Annotated in this window: 21 protein-coding genes; 9 read left to right on the top strand and 12 right to left on the bottom strand. The window is 70.3% G+C overall.

All coding sequences use genetic code 11. The annotated features are described in order from the left end of the window. Positions 1-179: 179 nt before the first annotated feature. A complete protein-coding gene (locus ACFYZ8_RS05895) occupies positions 180-782 on the bottom strand; it encodes a TetR/AcrR family transcriptional regulator (protein WP_359038807.1) in 603 nt (200 codons plus the stop codon). A gap of 138 nt (positions 783-920) precedes the next feature. On the opposite strand from ACFYZ8_RS05895, the gene ACFYZ8_RS05890 reads away from it, so the two are divergent. Next, entirely contained in the window at positions 921-2495 is a 1575-nt protein-coding gene (locus ACFYZ8_RS05890) for a carboxylesterase/lipase family protein (protein WP_388531945.1), read from the top strand. Between the two features lie 59 nt (positions 2496-2554). Further along, positions 2555-2965 (top strand): hypothetical protein, encoded by a 411-nt coding sequence (locus ACFYZ8_RS05885; RefSeq protein ID WP_388531947.1) that lies wholly within the window; start codon positions 2555-2557, stop codon positions 2963-2965. Positions 2966-3076: 111 nt separating this feature from the next. Here the strand turns inward: ACFYZ8_RS05885 and ACFYZ8_RS05880 are convergent, their stop codons facing one another. Next, positions 3077-4195 carry an acyl-CoA desaturase gene (locus ACFYZ8_RS05880; RefSeq protein ID WP_359038813.1) on the bottom strand — a complete coding sequence of 373 codons (1119 nt, stop codon included), beginning with the start codon at positions 4193-4195 and terminating at the stop codon, positions 3077-3079. A 7-nt stretch (positions 4196-4202) separates the two neighbouring features. Then, a complete protein-coding gene (locus ACFYZ8_RS05875; protein ID WP_388531949.1) occupies positions 4203-5258 on the bottom strand; it encodes a ferredoxin reductase in 1056 nt (351 codons plus the stop codon). 85 nt (positions 5259-5343) lie between these two features. Here ACFYZ8_RS05875 and ACFYZ8_RS05870 point away from each other — a divergent pair, with 85 nt between their 5' ends. Continuing rightward, complete coding sequence (locus ACFYZ8_RS05870) at positions 5344-6483, top strand: helix-turn-helix domain-containing protein (RefSeq protein ID WP_359038817.1); 1140 nt, start codon at positions 5344-5346, stop codon at positions 6481-6483. A gap of 760 nt (positions 6484-7243) precedes the next feature. On the opposite strand, the gene ACFYZ8_RS05865 is transcribed toward ACFYZ8_RS05870, so the two are convergent. The 4 genes from ACFYZ8_RS05865 to ACFYZ8_RS05850 form a co-directional block, all read right to left on the bottom strand. Beyond that, positions 7244-7414, bottom strand: a complete 171-nt coding sequence (locus tag ACFYZ8_RS05865) for a hypothetical protein (protein WP_037706792.1) — start codon at positions 7412-7414, stop codon at positions 7244-7246. A gap of 300 nt (positions 7415-7714) precedes the next feature. Next, a complete protein-coding gene (locus ACFYZ8_RS05860) occupies positions 7715-8263 on the bottom strand; it encodes an SMI1/KNR4 family protein (RefSeq protein WP_388531951.1) in 549 nt (182 codons plus the stop codon). Between the two features lie 158 nt (positions 8264-8421). Further along, positions 8422-9081: an SDR family NAD(P)-dependent oxidoreductase gene (locus tag ACFYZ8_RS05855; protein ID WP_388531953.1), complete on the bottom strand. Its 660-nt coding sequence runs from the start codon at positions 9079-9081 to the stop codon at positions 8422-8424. Beyond that, positions 9078-9932: an oxidoreductase gene (locus tag ACFYZ8_RS05850; protein WP_388531954.1), complete on the bottom strand. Its 855-nt coding sequence runs from the start codon at positions 9930-9932 to the stop codon at positions 9078-9080. Before ACFYZ8_RS05850 ends, ACFYZ8_RS05855 begins: the two co-directional genes overlap by 4 nt. A 123-nt stretch (positions 9933-10055) precedes the next feature. Here ACFYZ8_RS05850 and ACFYZ8_RS05845 point away from each other — a divergent pair, with 123 nt between their 5' ends. Further along, a complete protein-coding gene (locus ACFYZ8_RS05845; protein ID WP_388531956.1) occupies positions 10056-10862 on the top strand; it encodes a helix-turn-helix domain-containing protein in 807 nt (268 codons plus the stop codon). A gap of 87 nt (positions 10863-10949) precedes the next feature. Here the strand turns inward: ACFYZ8_RS05845 and ACFYZ8_RS05840 are convergent, their stop codons facing one another. Then, a complete protein-coding gene (locus tag ACFYZ8_RS05840) occupies positions 10950-11432 on the bottom strand; it encodes a nuclear transport factor 2 family protein (RefSeq protein WP_388531958.1) in 483 nt (160 codons plus the stop codon). A 212-nt stretch (positions 11433-11644) separates the two neighbouring features. On the opposite strand from ACFYZ8_RS05840, the gene ACFYZ8_RS05835 reads away from it, so the two are divergent. Genes ACFYZ8_RS05835 through ACFYZ8_RS05825 form a run of 3 tightly spaced genes read left to right on the top strand, consistent with a single transcriptional unit; the run spans position 11645 to position 15158 of the window. Further along, on the top strand, positions 11645-12169 hold the full coding sequence (locus ACFYZ8_RS05835; RefSeq protein ID WP_388531960.1) for a PadR family transcriptional regulator: 525 nt from the start codon (positions 11645-11647) through the stop codon (positions 12167-12169). Further along, positions 12166-12864, top strand: a complete 699-nt coding sequence (locus ACFYZ8_RS05830) for an ABC transporter ATP-binding protein (RefSeq protein WP_359039523.1) — start codon at positions 12166-12168, stop codon at positions 12862-12864. Before ACFYZ8_RS05835 ends, ACFYZ8_RS05830 begins: the two co-directional genes overlap by 4 nt. Then, positions 12861-15158: an FtsX-like permease family protein gene (locus tag ACFYZ8_RS05825; protein ID WP_388531961.1), complete on the top strand. Its 2298-nt coding sequence runs from the start codon at positions 12861-12863 to the stop codon at positions 15156-15158. The genes ACFYZ8_RS05830 and ACFYZ8_RS05825 overlap by 4 nt, the downstream gene beginning before the upstream one ends. 519 nt (positions 15159-15677) lie before the next feature. On the opposite strand, the gene ACFYZ8_RS05820 is transcribed toward ACFYZ8_RS05825, so the two are convergent. Continuing rightward, positions 15678-16709 carry an NADP-dependent oxidoreductase gene (locus tag ACFYZ8_RS05820; RefSeq protein WP_388531963.1) on the bottom strand — a complete coding sequence of 344 codons (1032 nt, stop codon included), beginning with the start codon at positions 16707-16709 and terminating at the stop codon, positions 15678-15680. Between the two features lie 128 nt (positions 16710-16837). Between ACFYZ8_RS05820 and ACFYZ8_RS05815 the strand changes: the two genes are divergently transcribed. Next, positions 16838-17428 (top strand): TetR/AcrR family transcriptional regulator, encoded by a 591-nt coding sequence (locus ACFYZ8_RS05815; protein WP_388531965.1) that lies wholly within the window; start codon positions 16838-16840, stop codon positions 17426-17428. A 980-nt stretch (positions 17429-18408) separates the two neighbouring features. Here the strand turns inward: ACFYZ8_RS05815 and ACFYZ8_RS05810 are convergent. From ACFYZ8_RS05810 to ACFYZ8_RS05800, 3 genes are all read right to left on the bottom strand, one after another. Then, positions 18409-19638, bottom strand: a complete 1230-nt coding sequence (locus ACFYZ8_RS05810) for an epoxide hydrolase family protein (protein WP_388531967.1) — start codon at positions 19636-19638, stop codon at positions 18409-18411. A gap of 1306 nt (positions 19639-20944) precedes the next feature. After that, on the bottom strand, positions 20945-21580 hold the full coding sequence (locus tag ACFYZ8_RS05805) for a TetR/AcrR family transcriptional regulator (RefSeq protein WP_388531968.1): 636 nt from the start codon (positions 21578-21580) through the stop codon (positions 20945-20947). Between the two features lie 916 nt (positions 21581-22496). After that, on the bottom strand, positions 22497-23498 hold the full coding sequence (locus ACFYZ8_RS05800; RefSeq protein ID WP_388531970.1) for a hypothetical protein: 1002 nt from the start codon (positions 23496-23498) through the stop codon (positions 22497-22499). Between the two features lie 433 nt (positions 23499-23931). On the opposite strand from ACFYZ8_RS05800, the gene ACFYZ8_RS05795 reads away from it, so the two are divergent. Beyond that, on the top strand, positions 23932-24132 hold the full coding sequence (locus tag ACFYZ8_RS05795; RefSeq protein WP_388531972.1) for a hypothetical protein: 201 nt from the start codon (positions 23932-23934) through the stop codon (positions 24130-24132). Positions 24133-24148 lie beyond the last annotated feature (16 nt).

Here is a 24148-nt window from a genome sequence, read left to right as displayed (position 1 = left end):
TCCGCACCGTGTCTGTGGGGTGTTGCTGGGACCACAGGGCCTTTCCCCGGCGCTTGCGGTTGCCTCCGCCCCCGCGAACCGGCCGCCGGCCGGTGATCACGCCGCTTGGCGTATCTCGCCAGGGCGGTCAGAGGGCACGGGGGATCAGGGCGGGACACGACAGCGACCTCGTGCCACGCCTACTCTCGTGACTGGAACAGATGGTCAAGGTAGTAGTCGATGGCAGCAGTGGCTTGTTCGGGGGTACGCAGGCCCAGGACGACGGGTGGACCCTGCGAGTCGGCGAGGCCGAAGAGCAGTTCCGCCTCCAGATCGGGGTCTCGGTCCGGCGCGATGTCGCCGGCTTCCTGGGCCATGCGGACGAGGTCGGCGAGGAGCCGGTAGAGGCGGGGCAACCCGTCGACGTAGAGGGCGCGCAGTTTGGGGTTGGCCAGCATGCGGATGAGGTACGCGACGCCGACGAGCCACTCGCGGCGACGCCGGTCGTCCCTGGGGATCGTCTCCAGCAGCACCCAGCGCAGCGCCTCCCGGGGGGTGGGCTCGCCCTCGGGCCATGCCTGCTCGTTCCACCGCTGCTGGACCAGCCAGTCCTGGTACTCGATCGCATAGGCGAGCAGTTCGTCCTTGTTGGCGAAGTAGTGCTGGATGCGCCCGGCTGAGACGCCCGCCTGCGCCGCCACGGCCCGCACGGAGATCGCTTCCAGCCCGTGGTCGGCGACGATGTCCAGCAGCGCCTCGGCGATCTGGTCCCGGCGGGCCTTGTGGTCTACCTGTCGCGGCACTTCGACGGGCACCTTTCTTCCTCGTGCTTGCCTTCCCTGGGGGGAGCAGCCTATTGCCGCTTTTGCGATACGAACGTATTGTAAAAAGTGATGGGCCGACTGCACGCAGCAGCGGCAAGAGGGGGAGAGGACCCGACCATGCCGAAGCGACGCTCCACTCTCAGCACCGCACTGGGCGCGGTCCTCCTCGTGGCGGTGATGGGCACAGCGGATGCGGCGCAGACCTCGCCGACGACGGCCGGGCAGCGCCCGAACAGGCAGCATGTCCACGGTCAGCACGTCGAGCCCCGGTCGCCCGCTGCCCGTATCCGCCAGGGCCGCCTGGAGGGGGTAACCGTCGACGGCGTCACCACCTATCAGGGCATCCCCTACGCGGCGCCCCCGGTCGGCCCGCTGCGCTGGCAGCCCCCGGCCGCGCCACTCGCCTGGAGCGGCACGCGAACGGCGGCCGAGCCCGGACCGGCCTGCGCGCAGCCCGAGGTGGCGGACTCCGCGGAGGACTGCTTATACCTCAACGTCACCACGCCCGCTGATGGAGCGGACCACGCGGCCCCGCGGCCGGTCGTGGTCTGGCTGCACGGTGGGGCCTTCAGCTCGGGCTCCGGAGATCAGTACGACGCCACCCGGATGGCCCGGCAGGGCGATGTCATGGTCGTGACGGTCAACTCGCGGCTGGGCGCCCTGGGGTTCTTCGCCCATCCGGACCTGCCCGACTCCGGGGCCTTCGGCCTGCAGGACCAGCAGGCGGCACTGCGCTGGGTACGGGACAACGCTCCCGCGTTCGGCGGCGACCCCGGCAATGTCACGCTCATGGGGGAGTCGTCCGGAGGCGCGAGCGTGTGCGCCCAGCTCACCTCGCCCAAGGCTGCCGGGCTCTTCCACCGGGCGGTCGTCCAAAGCGGCTCCTGCCTGCAGAACTGGCCCAAGAACACGCTCGCGCCCGGCGATCCCGCCGCCACCTACTTCGCCCACCAGGACCAGCTGGCTGCCAAGGGCCGCGGCGCTCTGGGCTGCCGCACCCTGAAGTGCCTGCGTGCCAAGCCCGTCAAGGACGTGTTGTCCCTCAACGGGCGCTTCCACCAGCCCGCCTACGGGACGAGTGTCCTGCCCCGGTCGCCGGCCCGCGCCTTCGCCGCCGGCAACGTCCACCGCGTGCCCGTCCTGCAGGGCAACACCCGTGACGAACACCGACTGTTCGCCGCCCTGTTCACGCTGGACGGGCCGATGACGGCAGCGGACTACCGCCGCCTGCTCACCGAGACCTACGGCCGGCGCCAAGCGGCCCGTATCGCCCGCGTGTACCCGCCCGGTGCCACACCCGCACTGGCCTGGGCCCAAGTCGGCACCGACCGCAGCTGGGTGTGCCCCACTCTGGCTGCCGACCGGCTGCTGGCCAGGCATGTTCCGGTCTACAGCTACGAGTTCGCCGACCGCCACCCACCGGCGCCCGACCTCGGCCCCGACTTCCCGTTGGGCGCCTACCACAGCGCGGAACTGCCCTACCTGTTCGGCATGGGCGATCTCCGCCTCGACCACGGGCAGTCCGCCCTCTCCCGACGCATGATCGCCGCATGGACGACGTTCGCCAGAACCGGCACCCCCGGCGACGACTGGCCGCCCCTCCCGCACACCCAGCTGCTCGCCAGGAACACGTTCTCCGGCGTGGACGCGGCGGCCGAACACCGCTGCGCCTTCTGGTCGCGCAACTCCTGACGCCCGTGATCCGCACACCTCTCGGGGACCGTACGAACACGCCCCCTTGGAGGACAACCATGAGCGAGATCGGCCCACCACTTGCCCAGGCCGACTACATCGGCGCCTCCGCCCACGAGTTGACCGAGAAGCGAGCAGCGGCGAAGATCGCGGCCGGCATCAGCCAGAAAACGCTCTTCCAGCGCCGCGGCCGGATCATCCTGCACGCCGACCTGCTCGTCCTCACCGACTGGTCCGACCAGGGCGATCTCACCCTCCCCCGTACGGACATCACCGCGGCAGAAGCCCGCTTCACCCACCTCTACGGCCGCTTCCTCGGCGGCCTCCTGAACGCCGGCCGACCCCTCATCCTCAACACCACCCATGCATCGGCCGCCGAGGTGTACTTGCTCATCAACCACCGCGGCTTCCTGGAGACCACGGACGACCGGACCTGGGAGAAGCGCATCGAGCGGTGGCGCCACGGCTGAGGCGTCAGGAGGCAGAACGCGCAGGGTGTTGAGCTTTGAGCGTACGTCCGGCTGACGCAGCGGTAGCCCGCCGTCCGCAACGGATCTCACCGAACCGGGCGGGGTCGCGCATCAGGCCGCGACGAGCTCCTGCTCGCGGGCCGGCGTGGTGACCTTGGGCTTCTTGTTCGGCAGCGAGAGCCGGAAGACCTTGTGCCACGCGGAGAACACCTGCTTGGGCAGCGACCCGGTGACGTACTGCAGCTCGTACTTCTCGAACAGCGCGCGCACCTTCACCGCGACCTCGGCGTACCGGTTGCTCGGCAGGTCCGGGAACAGGTGGTGCTCGATCTGGTGCGACAGGTTGCCGGTCATGAAGTGCATGGCCTTGCTGCCGCTGATGTTCGCCGAGCCCATCATCTGGCGCAGGTACCACTGGCCGCGCGTCTCACCCTTGATCGACCGGCGCTCGAAGACCTGGACGCCCTCGGGGAAGTGACCGCACATGATCACCGAGTGGGACCAGATGTTGCGGACCAGGTTCGCGGTGAACGTGGCCGCGAGCGTGGGGAGGAACGACGGGCCCGACAGCAGCGGGTGGATCACGTAGTCCTTGAGCACCTGCTTGCGGATCTTGCGGCCCACGGCCTTGGCCTGCGCGCGGAACTCCGGGTTCTTGCGGCGGCGCTTGTTCAGGTTCTTGCCGAGTTCCAGGTCGTACGCCGCGATGCCGTACTCGAAGAAGCAGGCGTTGAGGAAGTTCCACAGCGGCTGGCCCAGGTGGAACGGGTGCCACTTCTGGTCCTCGTCGACGCGCATGATGCCGTAGCCGAGGTCGTTGTCCTTGCCGATCACGTTGGTGTACGCGTGGTGCAGCTCGTTGTGCGAGTGCTTCCACTGGTCGGCCGGCGAGACGTGGTCCCACTCCCAGGTGGTGGAGTGGATCTTCGGGTCCCGCATCCAGTCCCACTGGCCGTGCAGGATGTTGTGGCCGATCTCCATGTTGTCCATGATCTTCGCCACGGACAGACCGGCGGTGCCGATCAGCCACGCGGGCGGGAAGAGCGAGAACAACAGCACGCCCCTGCTGACCAGTTCGAGCTTGCGCTGCGCCGAGATGACCTTGCGGATGTAGGCGGCGTCCTTCTCGCCGCGGCCGGCGATCACCTCGTCGCGGATCGCGTCCAGCTCGCGGCCGAGCTCCTCGATCTGCTCCGCGGTCAGATGGGCGGTGGGGTCGATGGCGGTCAAAATGCTCCTACCGTTCGATGCTGCAGGGGCCCGCCGCGGCGGACACACAAGTCTGGATGAGGACGCCCGGCTCGGCCTCGGTGATCTCGCCGGTGCGCAGGTCGCGTACGGCGCCCGCCTTGAGCGGGGTGACGCAGCCGAAGCAGATGCCCATGCGGCACCCGGAGGGCATGAGCACGCCGGCCTCCTCGCCGACGTCCAGCAACGGCGTGGCGCCGTCCGCGTCGACGGTCTTGCCGGTGGTGCTGAACGTGACCTCGCCGCCGTCGCCGGCGACGACGACGCTGGGGCGGAAGCGCTCGGTGTGCAGGCGCTCCGGGACTCCGTGCTCGCTCCAGTGCTTCTCGGCGGCGTCGAGCAGGCCCGCGGGCCCGCAGGCCCAGGTCTCGCGCTCGGCCCAGTCGGGCACCAGTTCGTCGAGACGGGCGATGTCCAGCATGCCGTCGGTGTCGGTGTGCACCTCGGTGAGCCGCAGCTTCTTGTCCGCGACCAGGCCGTGCAGTTCGCTGCGGAAGATCACGTCTCGCGGCTGTGGCGCGCAGTGGACCATGACGACGTCGGCGAACTCGGTGTCGCGCAGCATGCCCATCACGGGCGTGATGCCGCTGCCGGCCGTCAGGTAGAGCACCTTGGCGGGCTTGGCCTGCGGCAGTACGAAGTCACCGGTCGCCTGGTCGAGCTGGATCAGCGTGCCCGGCTTCGCCCTGCGGACCAGGTGGTTGCTGACCTTGCCGTCCGGGATCGCCTTCACGGTGATCGTGACGCGCCCGTCCTGACGGTTCGTCGGCGAGGTGATGGAGTAGGCACGCCACAGGCGCACCCCGTCGACATCGACCCCGATCCGCACGTACTGACCGGCCGTGTGGCCGCGCCAGCCCCGTCCCGGTCTGATCACGACGGTCGCGGCGTCACTCGTCTCGGGGTGCACGGCCTCGATGCGCCCACGCAGGTCAGCGCCTGCTCGCAGCGGGCTGACCAGGTCGAGGTAGTCCGACGGCAGCAGCGGCGTCGTGACCATCTCCAGCAGTTTCCACGCCCTGCTGCGCAGGGCTGTACTCGTCATGTCTCCAGCTTGCTGTGCCTCAGGGCGTAAAGTCCTGACCGCAGGATGTGAATCTGGTCGCCTGAATTGTTCGCAGGGAACAAGTATGAGTCATGCAATCCAGAGGGCCAGCGAGCTGGCCCTGGACGAGAGGACGGTCACCGCACTGCGGGCCGCGCTGAGGAGCACCGCCGACGAGGTCGTCCAGGCGATCATCGACGAGGTCCCTCCCTACGCCAACGCCCTGTCGGGCAGCATGGGCGGCACCATCCGCCGGGCCGTCCGCACCGCCCTGGGGCACTACCTGGACCTCGCGAGCGGGAACGCCACAGGCGGTGATGCCGGTGACGCGGCGTACGAGCTGGGCCGCGGCGAGGTCCGCGACGGCCGTTCCATGGACGCCCTGCTCAGCGCCTACCGCGTCGGCGCCCGCGTGGCCTGGCGCTGCCTGGCGGCGGGTGCCGTACCCGCGGGTCTGCCCGCAGCCGAGGTCGCCAAGTTCGCCGAGCTGACCTTCGCCTACATCGACGAGCTCTCCGCCGCGAGCGCCGCGGGCCACGCCGACGAACTGGCCGCCCGGGGCCGGGCCCAGGAGCGCCACCTGGAACACCTGGCCCGCGACCTTCTCGCCGGCGCGAGTCCGGAGGTGCTGCTCGACTCTGCTCAACGCGCCGGGTGGCAGCCGCCGGTTTCGCTGACCGCGGTCCTGCTGCCCGCCGCCCAGGCCCGGCCCGCCTGCCGCGCGCTCGACCCGAGCACCCTCGTCCTCGACGATCTGCCGGACGCCTTCGGCGTACTGCTCGTCCCCGATGCCGACCGATCACATCTCCTGCGGCAGCTGCGCGACCGCACCGCCGTGGTCGGGCCGGCCCGGCCATGGACCCGTGCGTCCGCCTCGTACGCGCGAGCCGTACGCGCGCGCTCCCTCTCCGCCGACATCCGCGACACCGAGGACCACCTGCCCGAGCTGGTGCTGAACGCCGACGCGGACGCGTTCGCAGACCTGCGTGCCCGAGCCCTGGCCCCGTTGCGGACCTTGCCCGACGCGACCGCGCGGCGGCTGGAGGAGACGTTGCGGGAGTGGCTGCTGCACCAGGGCAGGCGGGATGAGGTGGCGGCGGCGCTGTTCATCCATCCCCAGACCGTCCGGTACCGGATGTCGCAGCTGAGGGAGCTGTTTCCGGATCTCGCATCACCGCACCGGGTCCTGGAACTGACGCTGGCGGTCGGCCTTCGGCCAGACTGACGCGTTCGTCGACCGTCCGGATCACAGTCCTGACCCGGACCCCGTCCGGGTCCGCCCAGCACGCGAGGACCGGCGCCGTCGCGAGGTGATGCTTGACCAAGGGCGGGACGGCGGGCCTGCGGGTGACTGATGTTCCCGAAAATGTGCTGATCAGGTCGCCGACATCTGACGACTTCGCCGCGGGCGGCGCAAGCCCTGGGGGCGCAGCGGCCTGGGTATCAGAAGTCCCGGTCCAGTTTCTCCGGGAGCGACGCCCACAAGGGGTGGGGTGAAAAGGAGCACCCTGTTTCATGATCGGCATCGTCGGACGCGACGGGGTTGGACGGAGTCAGGTTGGCGACGAGGAGGCCGACACAGCAGACGAAGCCGGCGGTCGGTGTGGCTGCCTGCAGTCCACCGAGGGTTGCGAGTTTCGCCGTGGTGTCGGGGGCCGGCGCCGCGGAGCGGGCGGTGACGATGGCTGCCAGTCCTGCCACCCCGACCGCGCCGACGAACTGCGGCACATCGCGAGAGGGCGCCGGCCGCGCCCTGCTCGTCGTTGCGCCAGGGCGTGGCCGAAGCCTGTGCCGCCCGAGGTCGCGATCAGCAGGAGCGGGATGTTGCTGGCCGCTGAGCAGCGCGGTGGTCCCACCGGACATGCCGAAGCTGACGAGGCCGACGACGAAACGCTTACCTCATTCATGAATGAGAGGTCCCGATCCGGGACATGCCTGTGGCTCCGGATACGTCCGGAGCCACAGGCATGCTGCTGCGTGGCGGGTTACCAGCGATACCAGCGGCCCTTGCGCCCGCCCGCGTCCGCAGAGCGCATGACGAAGCCCAGCAGCCAGACGACCAGCACGATGACGGCCAGCCACCACAGTGCCTTCAGCGCGAAACCCGCGCCGAAGAGAAGCAGAGCCAGCAGAAGAACCACAAGCAGGGGAACCATAGTTATCAACCTCCGCCGCTCCTTGTGCCCGGCGAATGTAAGAACACACGGTCGATTTCCCTGGTTTCTTCACCGCTCATGCGGGCACTGAAGCCAGTTCCTCCACGGCGTTCTCGGTGAGGCAAGTTCCGCAAGGGGTAGCGGGACCTGCACGCCGAGCTTCCTCAACGCCGCCTCCTATAGCCACACCAGCCGCATGGCGATGATCGAGGCTTGTCATGCGCTCAACCTAGTCGGGGCTCAACGCAGTCGCGGCACTGCATGCCTCGTAGGGACAGCACCGGTTGGCATGACGCGCGTCTACGGGCTCGCGAGCCAATCGGTGTACCAGGATCGGAAGCCGGGGCTCACCGGTACGAAGCCGCCCCAGTCCGGATCGAGCTGCCAGATCTCCCCTGCGTGTGCGCCGTTCAGGACGAGCCGGGTGTAGATGCCGCAGCCCTGTTCGGCCAGCATGAGCGTGCCCCGGGTCAGATCGGCGGGTGCCCCGATCGGGCCGGGCAGGGAGTCGGTGAGTGGGAACGTCTCGGCGAGGCGGCCCGGCAGCCGGTCCTCCTCCCACTCGTCGTCGGCAGCCCACTCCTCGTCGGGCTCCGGGCGTGGGGCAGTCAACGCCATCAAGCCGTGCCCGGGCCCGGCCGGGCCGTTGCCCACCTCCGCCACGAAGGACCGGTACTCCACCGGGAGGGCGATACCGTGGGAATCCTCGAACGCCCTGATCTCCGTCTCCGGCAGCCGCGGCGCCAGCGCGTACCGATGCGTGCGCGCTCCGAAAGACTCCCGCTCCGGGTCTCGTACGGCCATCTCCCGTATCCGCGCGCGGACGCCGTCTTCGTCCCAGTTCGCCATCCCGCGACCCTAACAATGACGTCCGCACCCGGACCCCCGCTATGCGACCCTCGGTTGCGGGCTTTCAAGTGTTCCGCCCGCTCGGCTACGCCCGGTTGCTGCGGCCTCGGCGTTTGACGGTTCGTTGTGGCGGTTCTCGGGCGACCGGGCACGCGGTGTCAGCGCATCACGAGCAGTGGTCGGTCGCGTGTGGTGTGCAGTTGCCACAGGTGCCGCGCGACCTCGTCCGGTTCGTGTCTGGCGCCCGGTCCGATGGGGCCCACGACCGTGACTTGCGCGGCGTGGACGCCGTCGTCGGTGAGCGCCTCGTGGAGCATGCGCACGTAGGCCGATTCAGCGGCGTAGGCGATGGCCGACACCGCGCGGTCGCGGTGTGGTTCCACGGCGGCGCCGCCGGTGGTGAACAGCAGGGTGCCGCGCCGCTGGCGGCGCATGTCCGGCACGAGTGCGCGGACGGCCGATGCGGCGGCGACGACGTTCAAGGAGAGCGCGCTCGCCAGGTCCTTCGGCTCGGTGTCGAGGACGGGCTTGATCCAGGTCAGGTTCGGTCGCGGGCTGAACAGTGCCACCTCGATGGGCCCGAGCCGCTCACGAAGTGCGCCGAGCGCCGCGGTCAGTGCCTGCTCGTCGGTGACGTCGGCGGTTTCCGTTGCTGTTGGCAGGCCGTGCGAGGCCAGGTCGGCGGACATCCTGTCCAGGCGTTCGGCGTTGCGCGCGATCAGCCCCACCGGATGTCCCTCGCTTCCGAACCGGCGGGCCGCCGCCGCGCCAAGACCGGGCCCGGCGCCGACGACGACGAACGCACCCCTGAAGCTCATACGTCCTCCCGGTCCGCGCTCCTGGTCAGTGCCTCGTGGGCATCGATCTCGCCCTGCATCCGCCGCAGGCGGGCGCGCGCTCCGGCCAGGGCGTCGGAGCCGAGCAGCAGCCGCAGGGGCGGTCGTTCGGCGTCCACGCTCGCGACGATGGCCGCTGCGGCGCGCACCGGGTCGCCGGGCTGGCGACCGGAGACGGCCAGCGTGGCCTCACGCCGCCTGCCCGCGGTCTGCTCGTAGTCCTCGAGACGCTGCGCGGAGTGCTGCATCGACGTTCCGGCCCACCGGGTGCGCAGGCCGCCGGGCTCCGCGATCGTCACCGTGATACCGAGCGGTGCGACTTCCGCGGCCAGCGACTCCGACAGGCCCTCCAGCGCGAACTTCGTGGCGTGGTAGTAGCCGGTCGCGGGGAACGCGGCCAGGCCTCCGAAGGAGGAGATGTTGACGATGTGCCCCCGACGGCGGGCCCGCATACCGGGCAGCACCGCCTTCAGAACCCTCACCACGCCGTGCACGTTGGTGTCGTACAGGGCGTCCACCGCGCTCTCCTCGCCCTCTTCGACGGCGGCCAGGTAGCCGTAGCCGGCGTTGTTGACCAGGACGTCGATGCGCCCGAAGGCCGCCTCGCACGACCGGACGGCCTCCTCCACCGATGCGGAGTCGGTGACATCCAGTCGCAGGGCCAGCGCCCGCTCGCCGTACCGGGCGGCGAGTCCGGTCACCGCCGCGCGGTCGCGGGCGGTGACGGCGACCCGGTCGCCGCGCTCAAGGGCGTGCACGGCCAGGGCCCGGCCCAGACCGCTGGAGCATCCGGTGACCAGCCATACCGGCGATGCGTTCGTTTCGTTCGACATGCCTCCAGGGCACCAGCAACCCGGCCCACGTGCCACGCCCCCTCAAGGGTGGCTCTCGCAGGGTCAGCCTCGTGGGCCGCGGCAGCCACCGGGGCCCGTGGGCGACGGGTAAAATCGCACCGGATGGCACGCGATGACAACCAACTCGGTTCCTTCCTGCGCAGCCGCCGGGAGAAGGTCGATCCAGCCTCGGCCGGTGTCGTCGACAGCACACGCCGGCGGGTGAAGGGGCTCAGACGCGAGGAACTGGCACTGCTCGCCGGTCTCAGCCCCTCCTACTACACCCGCATCGAACAGGGCCGGGACCGCAATCCCTCTCCGGAGATCCTCAACGCCCTGGCCAAGGTGCTTCGCCTGGACGACACCGAGCGGGCCCATCTGTGGTCCCTCGCCATGCCCGCTCCGGCTCCGGCCGACCACCATGCCCTCCCCGCCCCCACGGTGCGGCCGGGAGTGCTGCAGCTGCTGCGGCGGTGGAGCGATCTGCCCGCGTTCGTCGTCAGCCCCCGCCGCGATGTGCTGGCCGGCACCGTGCTCGCCGCCCGGATCAACCCGGCCTGGGGCCCGGGGCACAACCTGATCGAGTTCACCTTCCTCGACCCCCGTGCCCCGGCGATCTACCCGGACTGGCAGGAGATCACCCAGCAGGCCGTCGCGGGCCTGCGCATCACCGCGACCGCACGCCGCTGCGAACTCGACGACTTCGTCGCCGGTATGCGTGAACGCAGCGAGACCTTCCGGGCTCTGTGGGACTCGCACGACGTGTACGAGCGCGTGACGGGCGACAAGCAACTGCGCGTCGACGGCGTCGGCGTCCTGCGCCTGAGCTTCGAAACCTTCGCCCTCACCGGCCCCGAAGGCCACATTCTGTACGTCTACTACCCGCCGCCCGGCACCGACCACGACCGGATGCTGCGGTCCCTGGCCTGAGTCCTCGACGCGTCAGCAGCGGGTGAGCCCTTCGTCGACGGGGCAAAGGGGCACCCCGGACCTCGGCCGGCACCCGCGAGTCGCGCGTCATATGGCGTTGTCCAGACCGACGAACACCTTCGCGATACGCCACTGGCCTTCAGCGTGCTGCAGAGTGAACGTGTAGAAGCCGGTCGCCGTCACGGCCGCGCTCCCACCGGCATTCGACGTCAGCATCAAGTACGCCGACGCCACTGCCGTGTCGGCGCCCGCGCGGTGCGAGACGACGTTGGTGAGGTGATGCCTCCGCTGCTTGGTTTGCGTCTTCGTCGCGTCTCGCACCAGGCGGAGAATCGCCGCGCGTCCCAGGAACGGGCCCTGCTCGGCCTCACCGGCGATCGAGGCCGTCCAGACGGTGTCCTTGGTCAGGAGATTCTCCAGCGCCATCAGATCTCCGTGGTCCAGGGCGAAGGCGTAGCGTGCCAGCGTCTGGTGGATGGCGAGCCACTCTGCTGGGTCGAGATCCACCTTTCCTGCAGGAGTTGCGGTGAGGCGGCTGCTTCCCCAGCCGAATGCCGAAGTTGTCGTCATCTCAGGCCTCGCTTTGCTCGGTCGTCAGGTGAAGGGCAGGGCGCGGTCGCGAAGGCGGCTTTCCCGAGTGCGCTGGCTGGGCTGAGCGCGCGTGGCGTGACGGGCGCACCGGCCCGCGACCGGCCGCTCCACCGTCGCCGACGCCGGATGGTCTGGTGTCGGGTCAAGCTGTCCGTTGACGCCGGCTAGATACTGAGTGTAGATACTGAGGTATGACTGTTCCTTTGGCGCTCCTCGGGCTCCTTGAACGGGAGTCGAGCCACGGCTACGACCTCAAGCGCGACTACGACACCTATTTCGGCCGGGGTAAACCGCTGCCGGCCGGGCAGGTCTACTCGACCCTGGGGCGCCTCGCCCGTGACGGGAAGGTCGAGGTCGGCGAGACCGGGCCCGGGTCGGGGCCGGACCGCAAGCGCTACGTGATCACCGAGCTCGGAGTCACGCAGGTCGAGAGCTGGCTGACCGAGCCGGTCGAGGGCGAGCCCCACCTGCAGACGGTGCTGTTCACCAAGGTCGTACTGGCGGTACTGCTGGATCGCGACCCCCGCGTGTACCTCGACATCCAGCGCGCCGCCCACATGGAACGGATGAGGGAGCTGACCGAACTGCGCCGGACCGGCAGCACGATCGACTCGCTGCTCGCCGATCACGGCGTATTCCACCTGGAGGCCGATCTGCGGTGGATGGACCAGACCGTGGCACGGCTCGCCTCTCTGACGGCGGAGGTGCGCTCATGAGTTCGGACGACGGCTTCCTGGTGGAAGCGCGGGATGCTGTCCTGTCGTTCGGGCAGACGCCCGCGCTGCAGGGTGCGAACCTCTGCGCCCGTGCCGGCGAGATCCTCGCCGTCACCGGCCCGAGCGGCTCCGGCAAGTCCACACTGCTGCACTGCCTGGCCGGGATCCTCGTGCCCGACTCCGGTGAGATCTGGTTCGACGGCCGCCGCCTCGACACCCAGGGCGAGCCCGAGCGCAGCGCGCTGCGCCGGGACCGGTTCGGCTTCGTCTTCCAGTTCGGTCAGCTCGTCCCCGAGCTGACCGCCGAGGAGAACGTCGCCCTGCCGCTGCTGCTCGCCAAGTCCCGCAGGGCGAGCGCGCTGGCCGAGGCCCGATCGTGGTTCGGACGGCTCGGCCTGGACGGCCTCGAGGGGCGCCGGTCCGGCGAACTCTCCGGCGGACAGGCACAGCGTGTCGCCCTGGCCCGCGCCCTGGTCTCCCGGCCCAAGGTGCTGTTCGCCGACGAGCCGACCGGATCGCTCGATTCGCTCACCGGCGAGCACGTGATGGATTTGCTGGTGGCCTCCGCACGGGAGGAGGGCACCACCGTCGTCCTCGTCACCCACGAGCCGCGGGTGGCCGCCTTCGCGAAGCGCGAAGTCATCGTCCGCGACGGCAAGGTAACGCCGCTCTTCGTCGAACGGCTCACCTCGTGATCCGCCTCGGCCTGCGCCTCACCGTGAGCGGCGGCAGGGAGGCTGCCGCCCGTCTCGCCATCATCGTGGCCGCCGTCGCCCTCGGCGTCGGATTGCTGCTGAGCATCCTGGCGGCCATCAACGCCACCGCCACCCAGAACAGCCGGAACGCCTGGCTCAACACCGGGTCCGGCACGAGGACATCGAGCCAGTCCGCGGCGAAGGCAGACACCGACCCGCTGTGGTGGCTGCTCAGGGCGGACCACTTCGACGGCGAGATCATCGGCCGTGTCGACGTCGCCGCGACCGGCCCGAGCTCCCCGGTTCCACCGGGCCTTTCACGCCTTCCGGGACCGGGCGAGTTCTACGCCTCACCGGCGCTGGACAAGCTCCTGCATTCCACCCCGGCCGCCGAACTCGCCGACCGCTACCCCGGACGCCAGGTCGGCACGGTCGGCAAGGCAGCACTTCCGGGCCCCGACTCCCTGCTCATCGTCATCGGCCACCGCCCCGACCAGCTCGCGAAGCAGCACGACGCCACCCAGGTCACCTCGATCACCACCGCGACGCCCAGCAGCTGCAACGGCACCAACTGCACGGTCAGGGTGGGCATCGACAGCAGAGGCATCAAGCTCATCCTCTCCGTCGCGGGCACCGCCCTGATCTTCCCCGTCCTCATGCTCATCGGCACGGCCACGCGGCTGGCGGCCGCCCGCCGTGAGCAGCGCTTCGCCGCGATGCGCCTGGTGGGCGCCACACCACGGCAGATCTCAATGCTCTCGGCCGTCGAATCGACGGTCGCCGCGGTCATCGGCACGGCCGTCGGCTTCGGCCTCTTCTACCTGTTTCGTACGCAGCTGGCCTTGGTCAACCTCACAAGTACGCCGTACTTCGCCGACGACCTCACGCTCCGGACCGGCGACATTCTGCTTGTCTCCGCCGCTGTCCCGGTGGGGGCCGCCGTCGCGGCCCGGATCGCCTTGCGCCGCGTGCAGGTCTCCCCGCTCGGGGTCACCCGGCGCGTCACGCCACGCCCGCCGCGGGCCTACCGGCTGATCCCCTTGGCCGCCGGCATCGCCGAACTCTCGTACACCATCGGCCGGGTGCCCAGAAGCACCAACGGCCAGATCTGGGTCTTCGTCCCGGGAATCCTGCTGGTCCTGACCGGACTCGTCATCGCCGGCCCCTGGCTGACCATGACCGGAGCCCGCCTCCTGGCCCGGCAGACCGGCCGCCCCGCGCTGCTCGTCGCGGGCCGGCGGCTCGCGGACGACCCGAAGGCCGGTTTCCGCGCGGTCAGCGGGCTGGTCCTCGCCCTGTGCGTCACCAGCGCAGCCGTCGGGATCATCGGCTCACTCAACGCCGAGCGGAGCATCCCGCAGGCCGGCCGGGCGGTCGCCGGCGCCCTGGACGCCAACTACACCGAAGGCTTCAACCCCACTACCGGGCGTCAGATCGGCAGCGTGCCCCCGCTCTCGAAAGCTGCGCTCGGCGACCTGAACTCCGTACCGGGCGTCACAGGAGTGCTGATGATCCACACGAACCCGCTCGGCACCACGGACCCGGCCTATCACGGCCCACAAGGCAGCGGGACACCGCCGGTGGCCGGCCTGGCCTCGTGCACGGAGCTCGCGAAGATGCCGGCCCACAGCGCATGCGCCTCCGCAGCCCAATCGGCGTCGGTCACCCAGAACTACGGCAGCTTCGGCACGTACTACTGGCAGCACTGGCCCACGGCATGGCCCGCCGCCGACATCTCCGCCCAGCGCCTCGCACGCCTTCCCGTCCAGGAGATCGTCGTGGCTACCAACGGGTCGACGTCGGCGATCGAACGCGCGCGCACCATCCTCGCGTACACGTATCCCGACCAGGACCTCCCATGGACCGTCCGCGAGGACCATGCCCAAAGTGGCGCACAGCTCGCCGGATACCAACAACTGGCCAACGTGGTCATCCTGGTCAGCTTCCCCATCGCCGGCTGCAGCCTGGCGGTGAGCGTGGCCGGGGGCCTCCGCGACCGCAAGCGCCCCTTCAGCCTGCTGCGGCTGACCGGCACACAGCTCGGGGTGCTGCGGCGGGTGGTGCTTCTGGAGAGCGCGGTCCCGCTCCTGGTGGTCGCCGTGGTGGCAATCGGGATGGGCTTCCTGGCTGCCCAGCTGTTCGTACAGGCACAGTTCAGCTACTCAATCCGAGCGCCGGGGATCCAGTACTACGCGATCGTGCTCGCCGGGCTCGTCGCCTCGCTGACAGTGATCGCGTCCACGATGCCGCTGCTCAGGCGCATTACAGGACCCGAAACGGCACGCAACGAGTAGCAGGAACGACGAATGGCTGGGACCGACTGACCGCAGACTGTCCGAGCGATTCGTCGTTCGGCCTGGATCGTGAACGGCACGTCCGGTGAGGCTGTGAGGGGCCGCGTGACCCAGCCGGTTTCCACCACCGTGTTCACCCTGACGTCCCTGTCACCAAAGACGCCGCACCGCCCCTCTTGCGGGTGAATCCCACGCCCGCGGAGCCCTCCGGCTCCTTCCTGCGGGTGACGCCGTGTCAGCGCCGCTTCCTACCGTCCGAGCCGTGACACCCGCGCCCTGGTGGCGCCCGATGAAACAGCGGTGATCCGACATGTCCCTGGTCGCGACAGGCTGCGAAGCTGCCGTCGGCGACGGCGGGGAGTGCTGGCCGGTGATGGACGCGGCGCGCCGTCGGGTTCCAACGACCGCTCGGCCGGCGTCTGCGAGGATCGCCGCCCCCTGGTCGGCAGACGCGCCCGAAGGTCTCCGCATCGGCTTCTCGATGGCCGCCGGCGCCCCGGGAACGGGCACCGCAGGCGCCTATGAAACGGCTGGTTCCTGAGCGACCGTGAGCACGATCTTGCCCTGGATGTGTCCTCGGGCGGCGCGTTCGTGCGCAGCCCGGGCGTCGGCGAGGTCGAACGTGCTGTCTATCGCGACGCGGACCGTGCCCGCGTCGAGCAGGTGTCCCAGTTCGGCGAGCTGCGCGCCGTTGGAGCGGACCTGGGTCGCGGTGACGGTGACGCCCAGTTTCGCGTTCTCCTCGTCGTCGAAGTCTCCGAAGTACACCGGGTAGAGAGCTCCGCCGCGCTTGAGGGTGCGCAGGAAGCGCCTGCTGCGGGGACCACCGACGGTGTCCAGGACGAGATCGATGTCACGGACGGCTTCTTCCGGCCGCTCCTTGGTGTAGTCGATGAACTCGTCGGCGCCGAGTGCGCGCAGGAACCTCTCATGGGCGCCGGAGGCCACGGCGATGACGCGGGCCCCCTTCCACTTGGCCAGCTGGAGGGCGAGGTGGCCCACGCCGCCGGCGGCGCCGTTGATGAGCACCGTGGTGTCGGCGTCCAGGGGCATCGGGCGGTGCGGGGCCGCCTGGAAGGGCGAGGGGTGGTCGTGCCCGAGCTCGATCAGGAACTGCCACGCCGTCAGTCCCGCCATGGGCAGGCCGGCGGCGTGCACGTGGTCGAGGGCAGCGGGCTTGCGTGCGAGGTCGGAGGCGGGCGCGGTGACGTACTGGGCGTAGGCGCTGCCCTGCAGAGTGGTGGGGAAACGCAGCAGACCGAACACCTCTTCTCCGGCCGTGAAGCCGGGTACGTCGGCGGCTACGTCTGCCACGACGCCCGAGACGTCGGTCCCCGGGATCAGGGGCAGCTCGAACGGCGGCTTGAGTTCGGGAGGCACGTCGGGCATTCCCTCGCGTGCGTACCAGTCAGGGGGGTTGACGCCGGCCGCGTGTACGCGGACAAGCACCTCGCCCGGTCCCGGCTGGGGAATCGGCGCTTCTTCGTAGCGCAGCACCTCGGGTCCGCCGAACTCGTGCAGCCGGATCGCCCTCATGGTGTGTGTCGGCATCGTTTTCTCCTGCCCGCGTCGCGGGATACGCTTATTCGGATCAGCGATCCGGGTATCCGGATCACTGGTCCGAATATATGGATCGCTGATCCGGATAGTCAAATGGTCCGGGTAGTCAAGAGGGGCAGATGCGGGCCGACGCCAGGAAGAACCATGACCACTTGCTCGCCGTCGCGGGCACCGTCATCACCGAGCAGGGCGTCGACGCCTCGCTGCGCGACATCGCACGCAGGGCTGGCGTAGGGCTCGCGACGCTGCTACGGCACTTCCCCACGCGCGAGGCACTGCTCGAAGCCCTGCTGCGCACCAGCTTCGACGAGCTGACGGCGAAGGCCGCAGCCCTTGAGACGTCGAGCTCGCCCGACGAGGCTCTCGTCTCCTGGCTGCGCGACTGCGTCGCGTGGACCACCGAGTATCAGGGCGTGACCGTGCTGATGGCAGCCGCCATCGAGGATCCCGAATCCGCACTCCACGCTTCGTGCGTCACCCTGCGCGCAGCCGGTGCACGGCTCCTCAGCCGTGCCCAGGCCGCCGGCACGGCCCGGCGCGACATCGATGGCACCGATCTGTTCGCGCTGGTAGCGGCCCTCGCGTGGCTCGGCGATCAACCCTCGCTCGCACCGCGTGCCGATCACCTCTTCGATGTTGTGGCGAGCGCGATCCTGCCTGCCGCAAGGAGCAGCGACGCCGAGGAGGAACACCCGCCCGCGGTCCGATAGCTGGATTCGTCACGCCGGGCGGACCAGCGGACTCGGCCGCGCTCGGCAAGGGGAGCGGACCGCGGCCGCCCCGAAACGGCTGACGAAGGCGGTGGCGCGCAGGCTGATCAGCGCCCGGGTCGGCTTGTGAATCTCAGCCCTGTTCACCGTCGTCCTGGTCCGGATCCGCCGGGTCCGGGGCGCGCGGCGGGTGCAAGGCGCCGCTAACCGGGAGCAGCGGCCGGTACGTGAGCGGGGAGCCGGGCGACACCCTCGTAACGGATCTCCTGGCCCTCGGCGCGGAGTCGTCCGACGGCGGCTGCGAGGTAGTGCGGCGTCCACGGCACGATCGAGTTCAACCCGAGGCCGGGCGGGCCGAACGGCCGATGTTCCTGCCCGGTTGGTCCCGGTGCTTCGACCCTGCCCATCTCCGACGACTGTCCTTCGGTACCCGAGCACGAAGGGCGGGCACTGGCCGTCGCCATGGTTGAGGCCGCGGTTGCTCTTTTCGTTGGTACGGCCCCGGGCTCCTGGCTCGGCGGCGCGGTCGGCTGGCGGTCGTCCTCGCGGCGATGAACGACTGCTGGCTGCGCTCGTGACGGCAGAGGCCGGAGCCCTCGTCCCCGACTCCGCGGGACGGCGTGCAGACGTATGCGTCACTACCTCATGTGCTGCGACTTCCCGGCGCGGCGACCATCCTCGCGGTCGTCTTCACCTGGATGCTGGCGCACCACCTCCTCTGCTCGTGCTGGCTCCGTACTCCTGGCTGTGCATGACTCACTCGTCGCGGCACCTCTCGGGATCGGCCGAGAGTGGCAGGGTGGGGGTGCTGGGTCTGTAGGGGCGTGCCTTGAGGCGGACGTCGCTTGTGGGCACGTGATGGGGAATGGCTGTCTCGTCGGCGAGGTCGTGCATTTCTCGTGGCGTGGGGGACGTGTCGCGGGCTGTTTTTCGCCGCTCACTGGGGCGTGTGGCCTGACCGCTCGACGCCTCGTGCGAGGTCACGGGGCGGCTTGCATGTACTGGTTTTTGCGGGTGTTTTTTGCCTGTGCAGGAGGGTCTGGTTCAGGCGGGGGTCGGGATGCTGTCGACCTGGTGGGGCGGTGGGGGCGGAAGAAGTCGGTGATGTCGTGTGCCAGCAGGTCGGGTACTTCATGGGCGGCGAAGTGGCCGCCGCGGGGCAAGTGTGTGTAGCGGGTGATGGTGTAGGTGCGCTCGGCCCAGCTGCGGGGCGGTCGGCTCAGGTCGGCGGGGAAGAGGGCGACGGCTGTGGGGACGTTTACCCGTTGTACGCGGGGGGTCAGGCCGTGGGCGTGTTCGTAGTAGGGCCGGAAGGAGGTGGAGATGGTGCCGGTGAACCAGTAGAGGGAGGCCTGGGTGAGGAGGAAGTCGTCGCTGAAGCGGGTGGACAGGTCGCCGCCGCAGTCGCTCCACGCGCGGTATTTCTCGAGCAGCCAGGCCAGCAGGCCGGTGGGGGAGTCGGCCAGGCCCTGGCCGAGGGTGAGGGGGCGGGTGCTCTGCTGGTGCTGGTATCCGCCCTCCTGGGTCTGCCAGGCCGCCACGGCTTCGAGGTGGGCCTGCTCCTGGGGGGTGAGGGTGGCGGGGTCGTAGTGGGCCGGGGCTGCCACGGCCAGCAGGTGGATGCCGACGAGCGACTCGGGGTGGGCCTCGGCCAGCCGGGAGGTGATGCCGGCGCCCAGGTCGCCGCCGTGTGCGGCGTAGCGCTCGAAGCCGAGTTCGTCGTGCATGAGCCGGTGGAGGAGGTGGTGGGTCTGCTCCCCGGTGCTGAGGGCGGGCCGCTGGGGTGAGAAGGCGAATCCGGGGAGTGAGGGCACGACGGCGGTGAACGCGTCCTGGGCTGCTCCTCCGTACCGGCTGGGGGGGGCCAGCCGCTGGGCGAGGCCGGTGAGTTCGAGGAAGGAGCTGGGCCAGCCGTGGGTCAGCAGGATCGGCAGCGCGTCGGGGTGTTCGCCGTCGAAGCGGAGGTAGTGCAGGGGTGTTCCGTCGAGGTCGGCGAGGTGGGAGGGCAGGGCGTTGATTGCGGCTTCGTGGGCGCGCCAGTCGTAGCCGTCGGCCCAGTAGGCGGTGAGGCGGCGCAGTTCGGCGGGGTCGGTTCCGGCGTCCCATCCGTTCACCGGCCAGGGTTCGGCCCACCGGGTGCGCCTCAGCCGGTCGCGCAGGTCGATCAGTTCGGCGTCACTGACGTGGATCATGGGTGGCTTGTTCGGCACGCGGTGCTCCTTGGTGTGGTCAGGGATCACGGATCGGAGCTCAGAGTTCAGGGCTCACGGATCAGGGGCCAGGGTTTCGGCGGGGCGGGGGTGGCGGTTCGCGCCGGTGCGTGGGTATGTGCCGGGAGGGTGGCGGCGCCGGGGAGTGGCATGGACGCTGCCGTGACCCCTGCGGGGGCGAGCAGGCTGTGGGCGGCAGTGGTGCGAGCGGCGAGGAGTCCGATCGCAGGGGGCTGTCGGCCGACCCGCAGTGTCCGGTGGAGGTGATGACAGCGGCCCGGCCGGCGGTCCGGGCGGGTTCATCGGCACCGGCGCTCAATGTGACGGGGAGGCCGAGCGCGGCGCTTGTTTCCCGCAGCAGGACGCCGGCCGGTGCTGTCCGGGTGTTCGGTCCGGGTGCGGACAGGACGACACCGGTGACGGTGGCGGCAGCTGCACGCAGGGCGCCGGGCCGGGCAGCCGGTCGACGACCGCCGGTCCGGGCAGGCGGCCCCAAGTGACCGCCGCGAGGAAGGCGTCGTAGGCCGAGGCTGCGGCGGTGGCCGTGGCGTGGTGCCGGTCGATGAGGGTGAGGCTGATCCAGTTGCTTCCCGCCCCCCCCGTGCGCCGTCGCGTAGGCCAGCGCGAGAAGGCCGGTGAGGACCGTGCGCCGCGCGCGCCAGGGTCTCGGTGCGGGGCGGTCCGTCTGCACCGCGCACCGGCCCGGTGGGGTACGGCGGGCTTCGGCAGGAAGTCCCGGGCGGGCGCAGGCGTCACGAGGGCGATGAGCAGGGTGCCCCCGCCGGTGTGCACACTCACGGGGGTCTGCCAGGCAGTCATCAGCGTCCCGGGGTCGGCCCGGCAGCGGTGCCCGGACTGAACGCGGCAAAGAAGCGGGGCATGGTCGGCCGGCCGTGCCGCCGTTCCAGGGGCCGCGGCGGGCACGGTCACCGCGACGTCCCGGAACCCCGTGGCCGTGCCCAGGAACATGAGCCCGGCCACCAGCACCGGCGCCAACAGGGTGTGGCCGTGGGCCGCGGCGCCGGGCCCGGTACCTGCCAGGGCGGCCGTCGCAGTGACGGCCTGGCGCGGCCCGACACGGTGACGGCCGCTCCGGCCGTCGGCAACACCGTGACTCCGCCGACGGCGGTCATAAGGAGCACAAGCTCGGGCGGGGCCGGATCCGGACCCGTCCATGAACCACGGATCTGCGGCGGCCGGGAGGCCCTCGCCGCGCCGGCCGGGCCCGTGGCGGCGAGGACCGCGTGCGTCGGCCTCATGGCAGCTTGGGTCTCGGGCCGCCGCGGGGCGGGGGCCGCGGCCGTGGTCACTCTCCCCGTCCGGTGACCGGGGCGAGTGCCTGCACGATCGCCGCCCGCGTCTTCTGACGAGGCTCTGGTTCCGTCGCGAGGAGGGCGTGCATGATCAGCCCTTCCAGCAGGGCGTCCAGGCGGCCGGCGGTCTCGGGCCCGGTGAAGCGGGCCAGGACGGCGCGGCTGTCCGTGGTCCACTGCTGGGTCAGTGCGCGCAGGGCGGGGTTGCGCAGGGCCGCAAGATGCAGCTCGAAGCCCAGCACGGCACTGCGGCGCCGCGAGGGTCCGCCCTGCACGAGGTCCACCAGGACCTCGATGAGGTCCTCGTCTGTGGCCACCTGCGTGAACAGGTCCTCGAACTCCGCAGTCCGCTGTGCTACGTACCAGGCGAAGGCCTGCGCCTGGAGCTCGGCCAGGCTCGAGAAGTGGTAGGTGACCGACCCCAACGGCACGTCCGCACGCGCGGCGACCTTCCGGTGCGTGAGGCCGCCGGCCCCGTCCGTGTCGAGCACATCGAGGGCAGCGTCCAGGATGCGCGTCCGGCGCTCCGGGTCATGCCGGCGAACCCGCCTTCCCTCACCCGCCCGGGGGCCGCCGGTCCCGGTCTGCGGCTCGGGGGCTGCCCTTCCGGTAAGTCTGGTCCTCTCCATAAGAACAAATGTACACCGGTTAGGAACAGATGTTCCTACGGGGCTGGTGGGCGGTGAGGCAGATGCGAGTGCAGGCGCGCCTCGGCTGGCATGACCGTTTCCGTACGGCTGCAGGGTCTGGCTGCCGGCTCTCGCTCTGGCTCTGGCTCGCCGCTCTCACCGGCTGGCGCCTCGCTCGCTGTGACCCGGGCTTCCCGTAGGGGCCGTGTGGCCGCGGCCGACGTGTCGCCCGTGGGCGAAGAGCCGGCCGCTGACGGTGCTGCCGCGGTCGGACAAGCCGGCCTTCCCGCCACCTGTTGCATGCCTGCCACGCGACGAGCTTCCAGCCTCCTGGGGCAGAGGCGGGTGGCCTGGGCCATCACGGATCCGTGAGCGGCCCGGCTGGTCGGTCGGCGGCGCACATATCCGTCCAGAGCCGCGGCGCTTCGCAGTGGTCGCCTGAAAGGGGTCTGATCAAGACGGGAACGGGGTCACGGGAATGGGTCGTTTTATCGCTGCATGCCCGCTATTTCGCGGGTCGGTGTTCCTGGCGCGCGCCGCGGCTCGTGCCGCAGGAGTCCTGCACAGGCCGCTTCGGCGTGGGTCTGCGGGGCAGATCCTGATTCCCGCGGGTGTCGTGGTCGTGTGTGGCCACAGGACGCTGGATGTGCAGGTGCCGCACAGGCTGCCGCGGCACCGGCAGTTGATGAGGCCGCGCGGCCGGCTGAAGGCCAATCGGCCGACCGGGAAGGTCTTCAAGCTCTGCGAGGCGTACAGCGCGAGGGCCCCCACCGTGGCTGGGGCGGCGTCCGTGGGCTCTGGCAGCGATCACGGGCTGTCACGGTCGATGAAGGACGTGTTCGATTCTTTGATGGGCGCCGGGATGGGCCGTGCAGTCGTGGCCGACGGATGAGCTTTTCGGTGGCCGCCACGTCCGTCAGGTCGCGTCGGGACTGTGCGCGAGAGATCCGCCGATCCAGAAGGGCAGTGCCTTTTGATCTTTGCTCAGTGAGCGTCGTATGGCGTTGACCAGCTGCACCTGCGCGTGAGCAGGCGCCCTGCTGGCCTGCGCGAACTCCTCCTGGCTCAACGGATCACGTGCCGGGTCGCGTGCCGGGTCACGCGCCACCTGGTTGAGGAACTCGTTGATGGCCTTGCCAAAGTTGTCGATCTCCACCGCGACCGCCGCGGGGGCGACCAGGCTGGCACGGGTCAGGGTCGCGCTCCACTCGCTCCAGTCGTAGTCCCATCCTTGCCGGCCGGCATGGGCGCGGCTGATGGTCATGGTGAATTTGGCGTAGTGGCTGATCAGTTCCTGGTAGGCGATCAACTGCTTGTCCCGCAGCCACTGACGGTCCTGGGCCCGGTGCGTGACGATGCCCCCGACCAGGACCCCGATCGTGGCGGACAGCGCCCCGGCGGCCGTTGTCACCAGTACGTCCAGCAGTGCCACCCCAAGCCCCGTATTCCCCGCCCGCTCGAACATCGGCGGCTCGAACCTACTGGCGACCAGCCTCCGGTGACAATGCTCAACTGCTATGGCGCAGGAGCCGGAGCGGCGGGTCACGCGAGCAGGATCGTCTTCCGTAACGGGGCGAATGCGGCCGGCCGTACAACCGCCTCTTGATCTTTTTTGATGCGGTTCACAGCGCCCTCGGTGCCGCCCGGGCTCCAGCTCGGCGTGGGCCCGGGCGGTGACGGCGTCGAGGTCGCTGGTGAGGCCGCGGACGAAGCCAGTCAGTCCTGGCAGGTCCGAGGCGGCGTCGTCCTCGATCCAGGAGGGCAGCAGGACGCCGGTCTGCTGGGTGGGCATGCCGCCGGCATCGCGCACCAGCCGGTGCGCGGTGGTCTGTTCGGGACAGGCGTCGAGCACTGCCTGGAGCTGCTGGTGGTCGTCCGCGGTGAGCGTGGAGGGGCGAGGGCTGAGCCGGCCGGTCACCTGGCGGACGTCCGGCGGCGCCAGAGGCCGGCAGAGTCAGTGGGCCACTGCAGAGGAGTGCGGGCCCGGTCACGGAGACTGCTGTCGGGCACCGACCGGCCCTGGTCGGCGAGTTCCTCGCGCAGTTTCTTGATGGAGATGGCGCCGTCGCTCTCACCGATGCGTCGCTGCAGGCAGGGGCGGTGGATGCAGAGAGGCGGCTGGGCCGAGTACCGGCGGGCGGTGACGGCGTCCTGCCGGCGGGCCGCGCGGGCATGCCGCTGGACGGTATGGCGACCTTAGCCCAGATGCCGGGCGATGGCGCCGGCCCATCCCCTCGCGCAGGCTCATCGCCTCGTTCAACAGGCCGTGGACCAGGGCATGATGCGCGTGCATGCGCTCCGCCCGGCGCCCGGTCCGCAACACATCGTCGGCCGCAGACGCCACATGATGGATGCTGCGCGTGGAGGCCGCGGCGCGTCCTCCCATTCGGGCTGATCGGCCGTGCAACGGTGGAGGCGGCGACCACCGCACCGACTGGGCGGCTGACAAGATCCGCTACCGGGTGGCTGTCGATCCTGCCGAAAACACTGCGCTCACCGGCACGCTGAACCGCTGCCCGAATGAGCTGATCACGGTGACGTTCGCCCGCTGACGGCCGTACCCGCGCA

Source organism: Streptomyces sp. NPDC001668 (assembly GCF_042893155.1).
Taxonomy (GTDB): domain Bacteria; phylum Actinomycetota; class Actinomycetes; order Streptomycetales; family Streptomycetaceae; genus Streptomyces.
The sequence above is the reverse complement of the archived record's forward strand: the minus strand, read 5'-3'. Positions and strand labels throughout refer to the sequence as shown.

Bases quoted from the DNA above. Each gene is read 5' to 3' on its own strand.
- ACFYZ8_RS05890 (WP_388531945.1), top strand. From the start codon at position 921: ATGCCGAAGCGACGCTCCACTCTCAGCACCGCACTGGGCGCGGTCCTC.
- ACFYZ8_RS05885 (WP_388531947.1), top strand. From the start codon at position 2,555: ATGAGCGAGATCGGCCCACCACTTGCCCAGGCCGACTACATCGGCGCC.
- ACFYZ8_RS05875 (WP_388531949.1), bottom strand. From the start codon at position 5,258: ATGACGAGTACAGCCCTGCGCAGCAGGGCGTGGAAACTGCTGGAGATG.
- ACFYZ8_RS05870 (WP_359038817.1), top strand. From the start codon at position 5,344: ATGAGTCATGCAATCCAGAGGGCCAGCGAGCTGGCCCTGGACGAGAGG.
- ACFYZ8_RS05865 (WP_037706792.1), bottom strand. From the start codon at position 7,414: ATGGTTCCCCTGCTTGTGGTTCTTCTGCTGGCTCTGCTTCTCTTCGGC.
- ACFYZ8_RS05860 (WP_388531951.1), bottom strand. From the start codon at position 8,263: ATGGCGAACTGGGACGAAGACGGCGTCCGCGCGCGGATACGGGAGATG.
- ACFYZ8_RS05855 (WP_388531953.1), bottom strand. From the start codon at position 9,081: ATGAGCTTCAGGGGTGCGTTCGTCGTCGTCGGCGCCGGGCCCGGTCTT.
- ACFYZ8_RS05850 (WP_388531954.1), bottom strand. From the start codon at position 9,932: ATGTCGAACGAAACGAACGCATCGCCGGTATGGCTGGTCACCGGATGC.
- ACFYZ8_RS05845 (WP_388531956.1), top strand. From the start codon at position 10,056: ATGGCACGCGATGACAACCAACTCGGTTCCTTCCTGCGCAGCCGCCGG.
- ACFYZ8_RS05840 (WP_388531958.1), bottom strand. From the start codon at position 11,432: ATGACGACAACTTCGGCATTCGGCTGGGGAAGCAGCCGCCTCACCGCA.
- ACFYZ8_RS05835 (WP_388531960.1), top strand. From the start codon at position 11,645: ATGACTGTTCCTTTGGCGCTCCTCGGGCTCCTTGAACGGGAGTCGAGC.
- ACFYZ8_RS05830 (WP_359039523.1), top strand. From the start codon at position 12,166: ATGAGTTCGGACGACGGCTTCCTGGTGGAAGCGCGGGATGCTGTCCTG.
- ACFYZ8_RS05820 (WP_388531963.1), bottom strand. From the start codon at position 16,709: ATGCCGACACACACCATGAGGGCGATCCGGCTGCACGAGTTCGGCGGA.
- ACFYZ8_RS05815 (WP_388531965.1), top strand. From the start codon at position 16,838: ATGCGGGCCGACGCCAGGAAGAACCATGACCACTTGCTCGCCGTCGCG.
- ACFYZ8_RS05805 (WP_388531968.1), bottom strand. From the start codon at position 21,580: ATGGAGAGGACCAGACTTACCGGAAGGGCAGCCCCCGAGCCGCAGACC.
- ACFYZ8_RS05795 (WP_388531972.1), top strand. From the start codon at position 23,932: ATGCTGCGCGTGGAGGCCGCGGCGCGTCCTCCCATTCGGGCTGATCGG.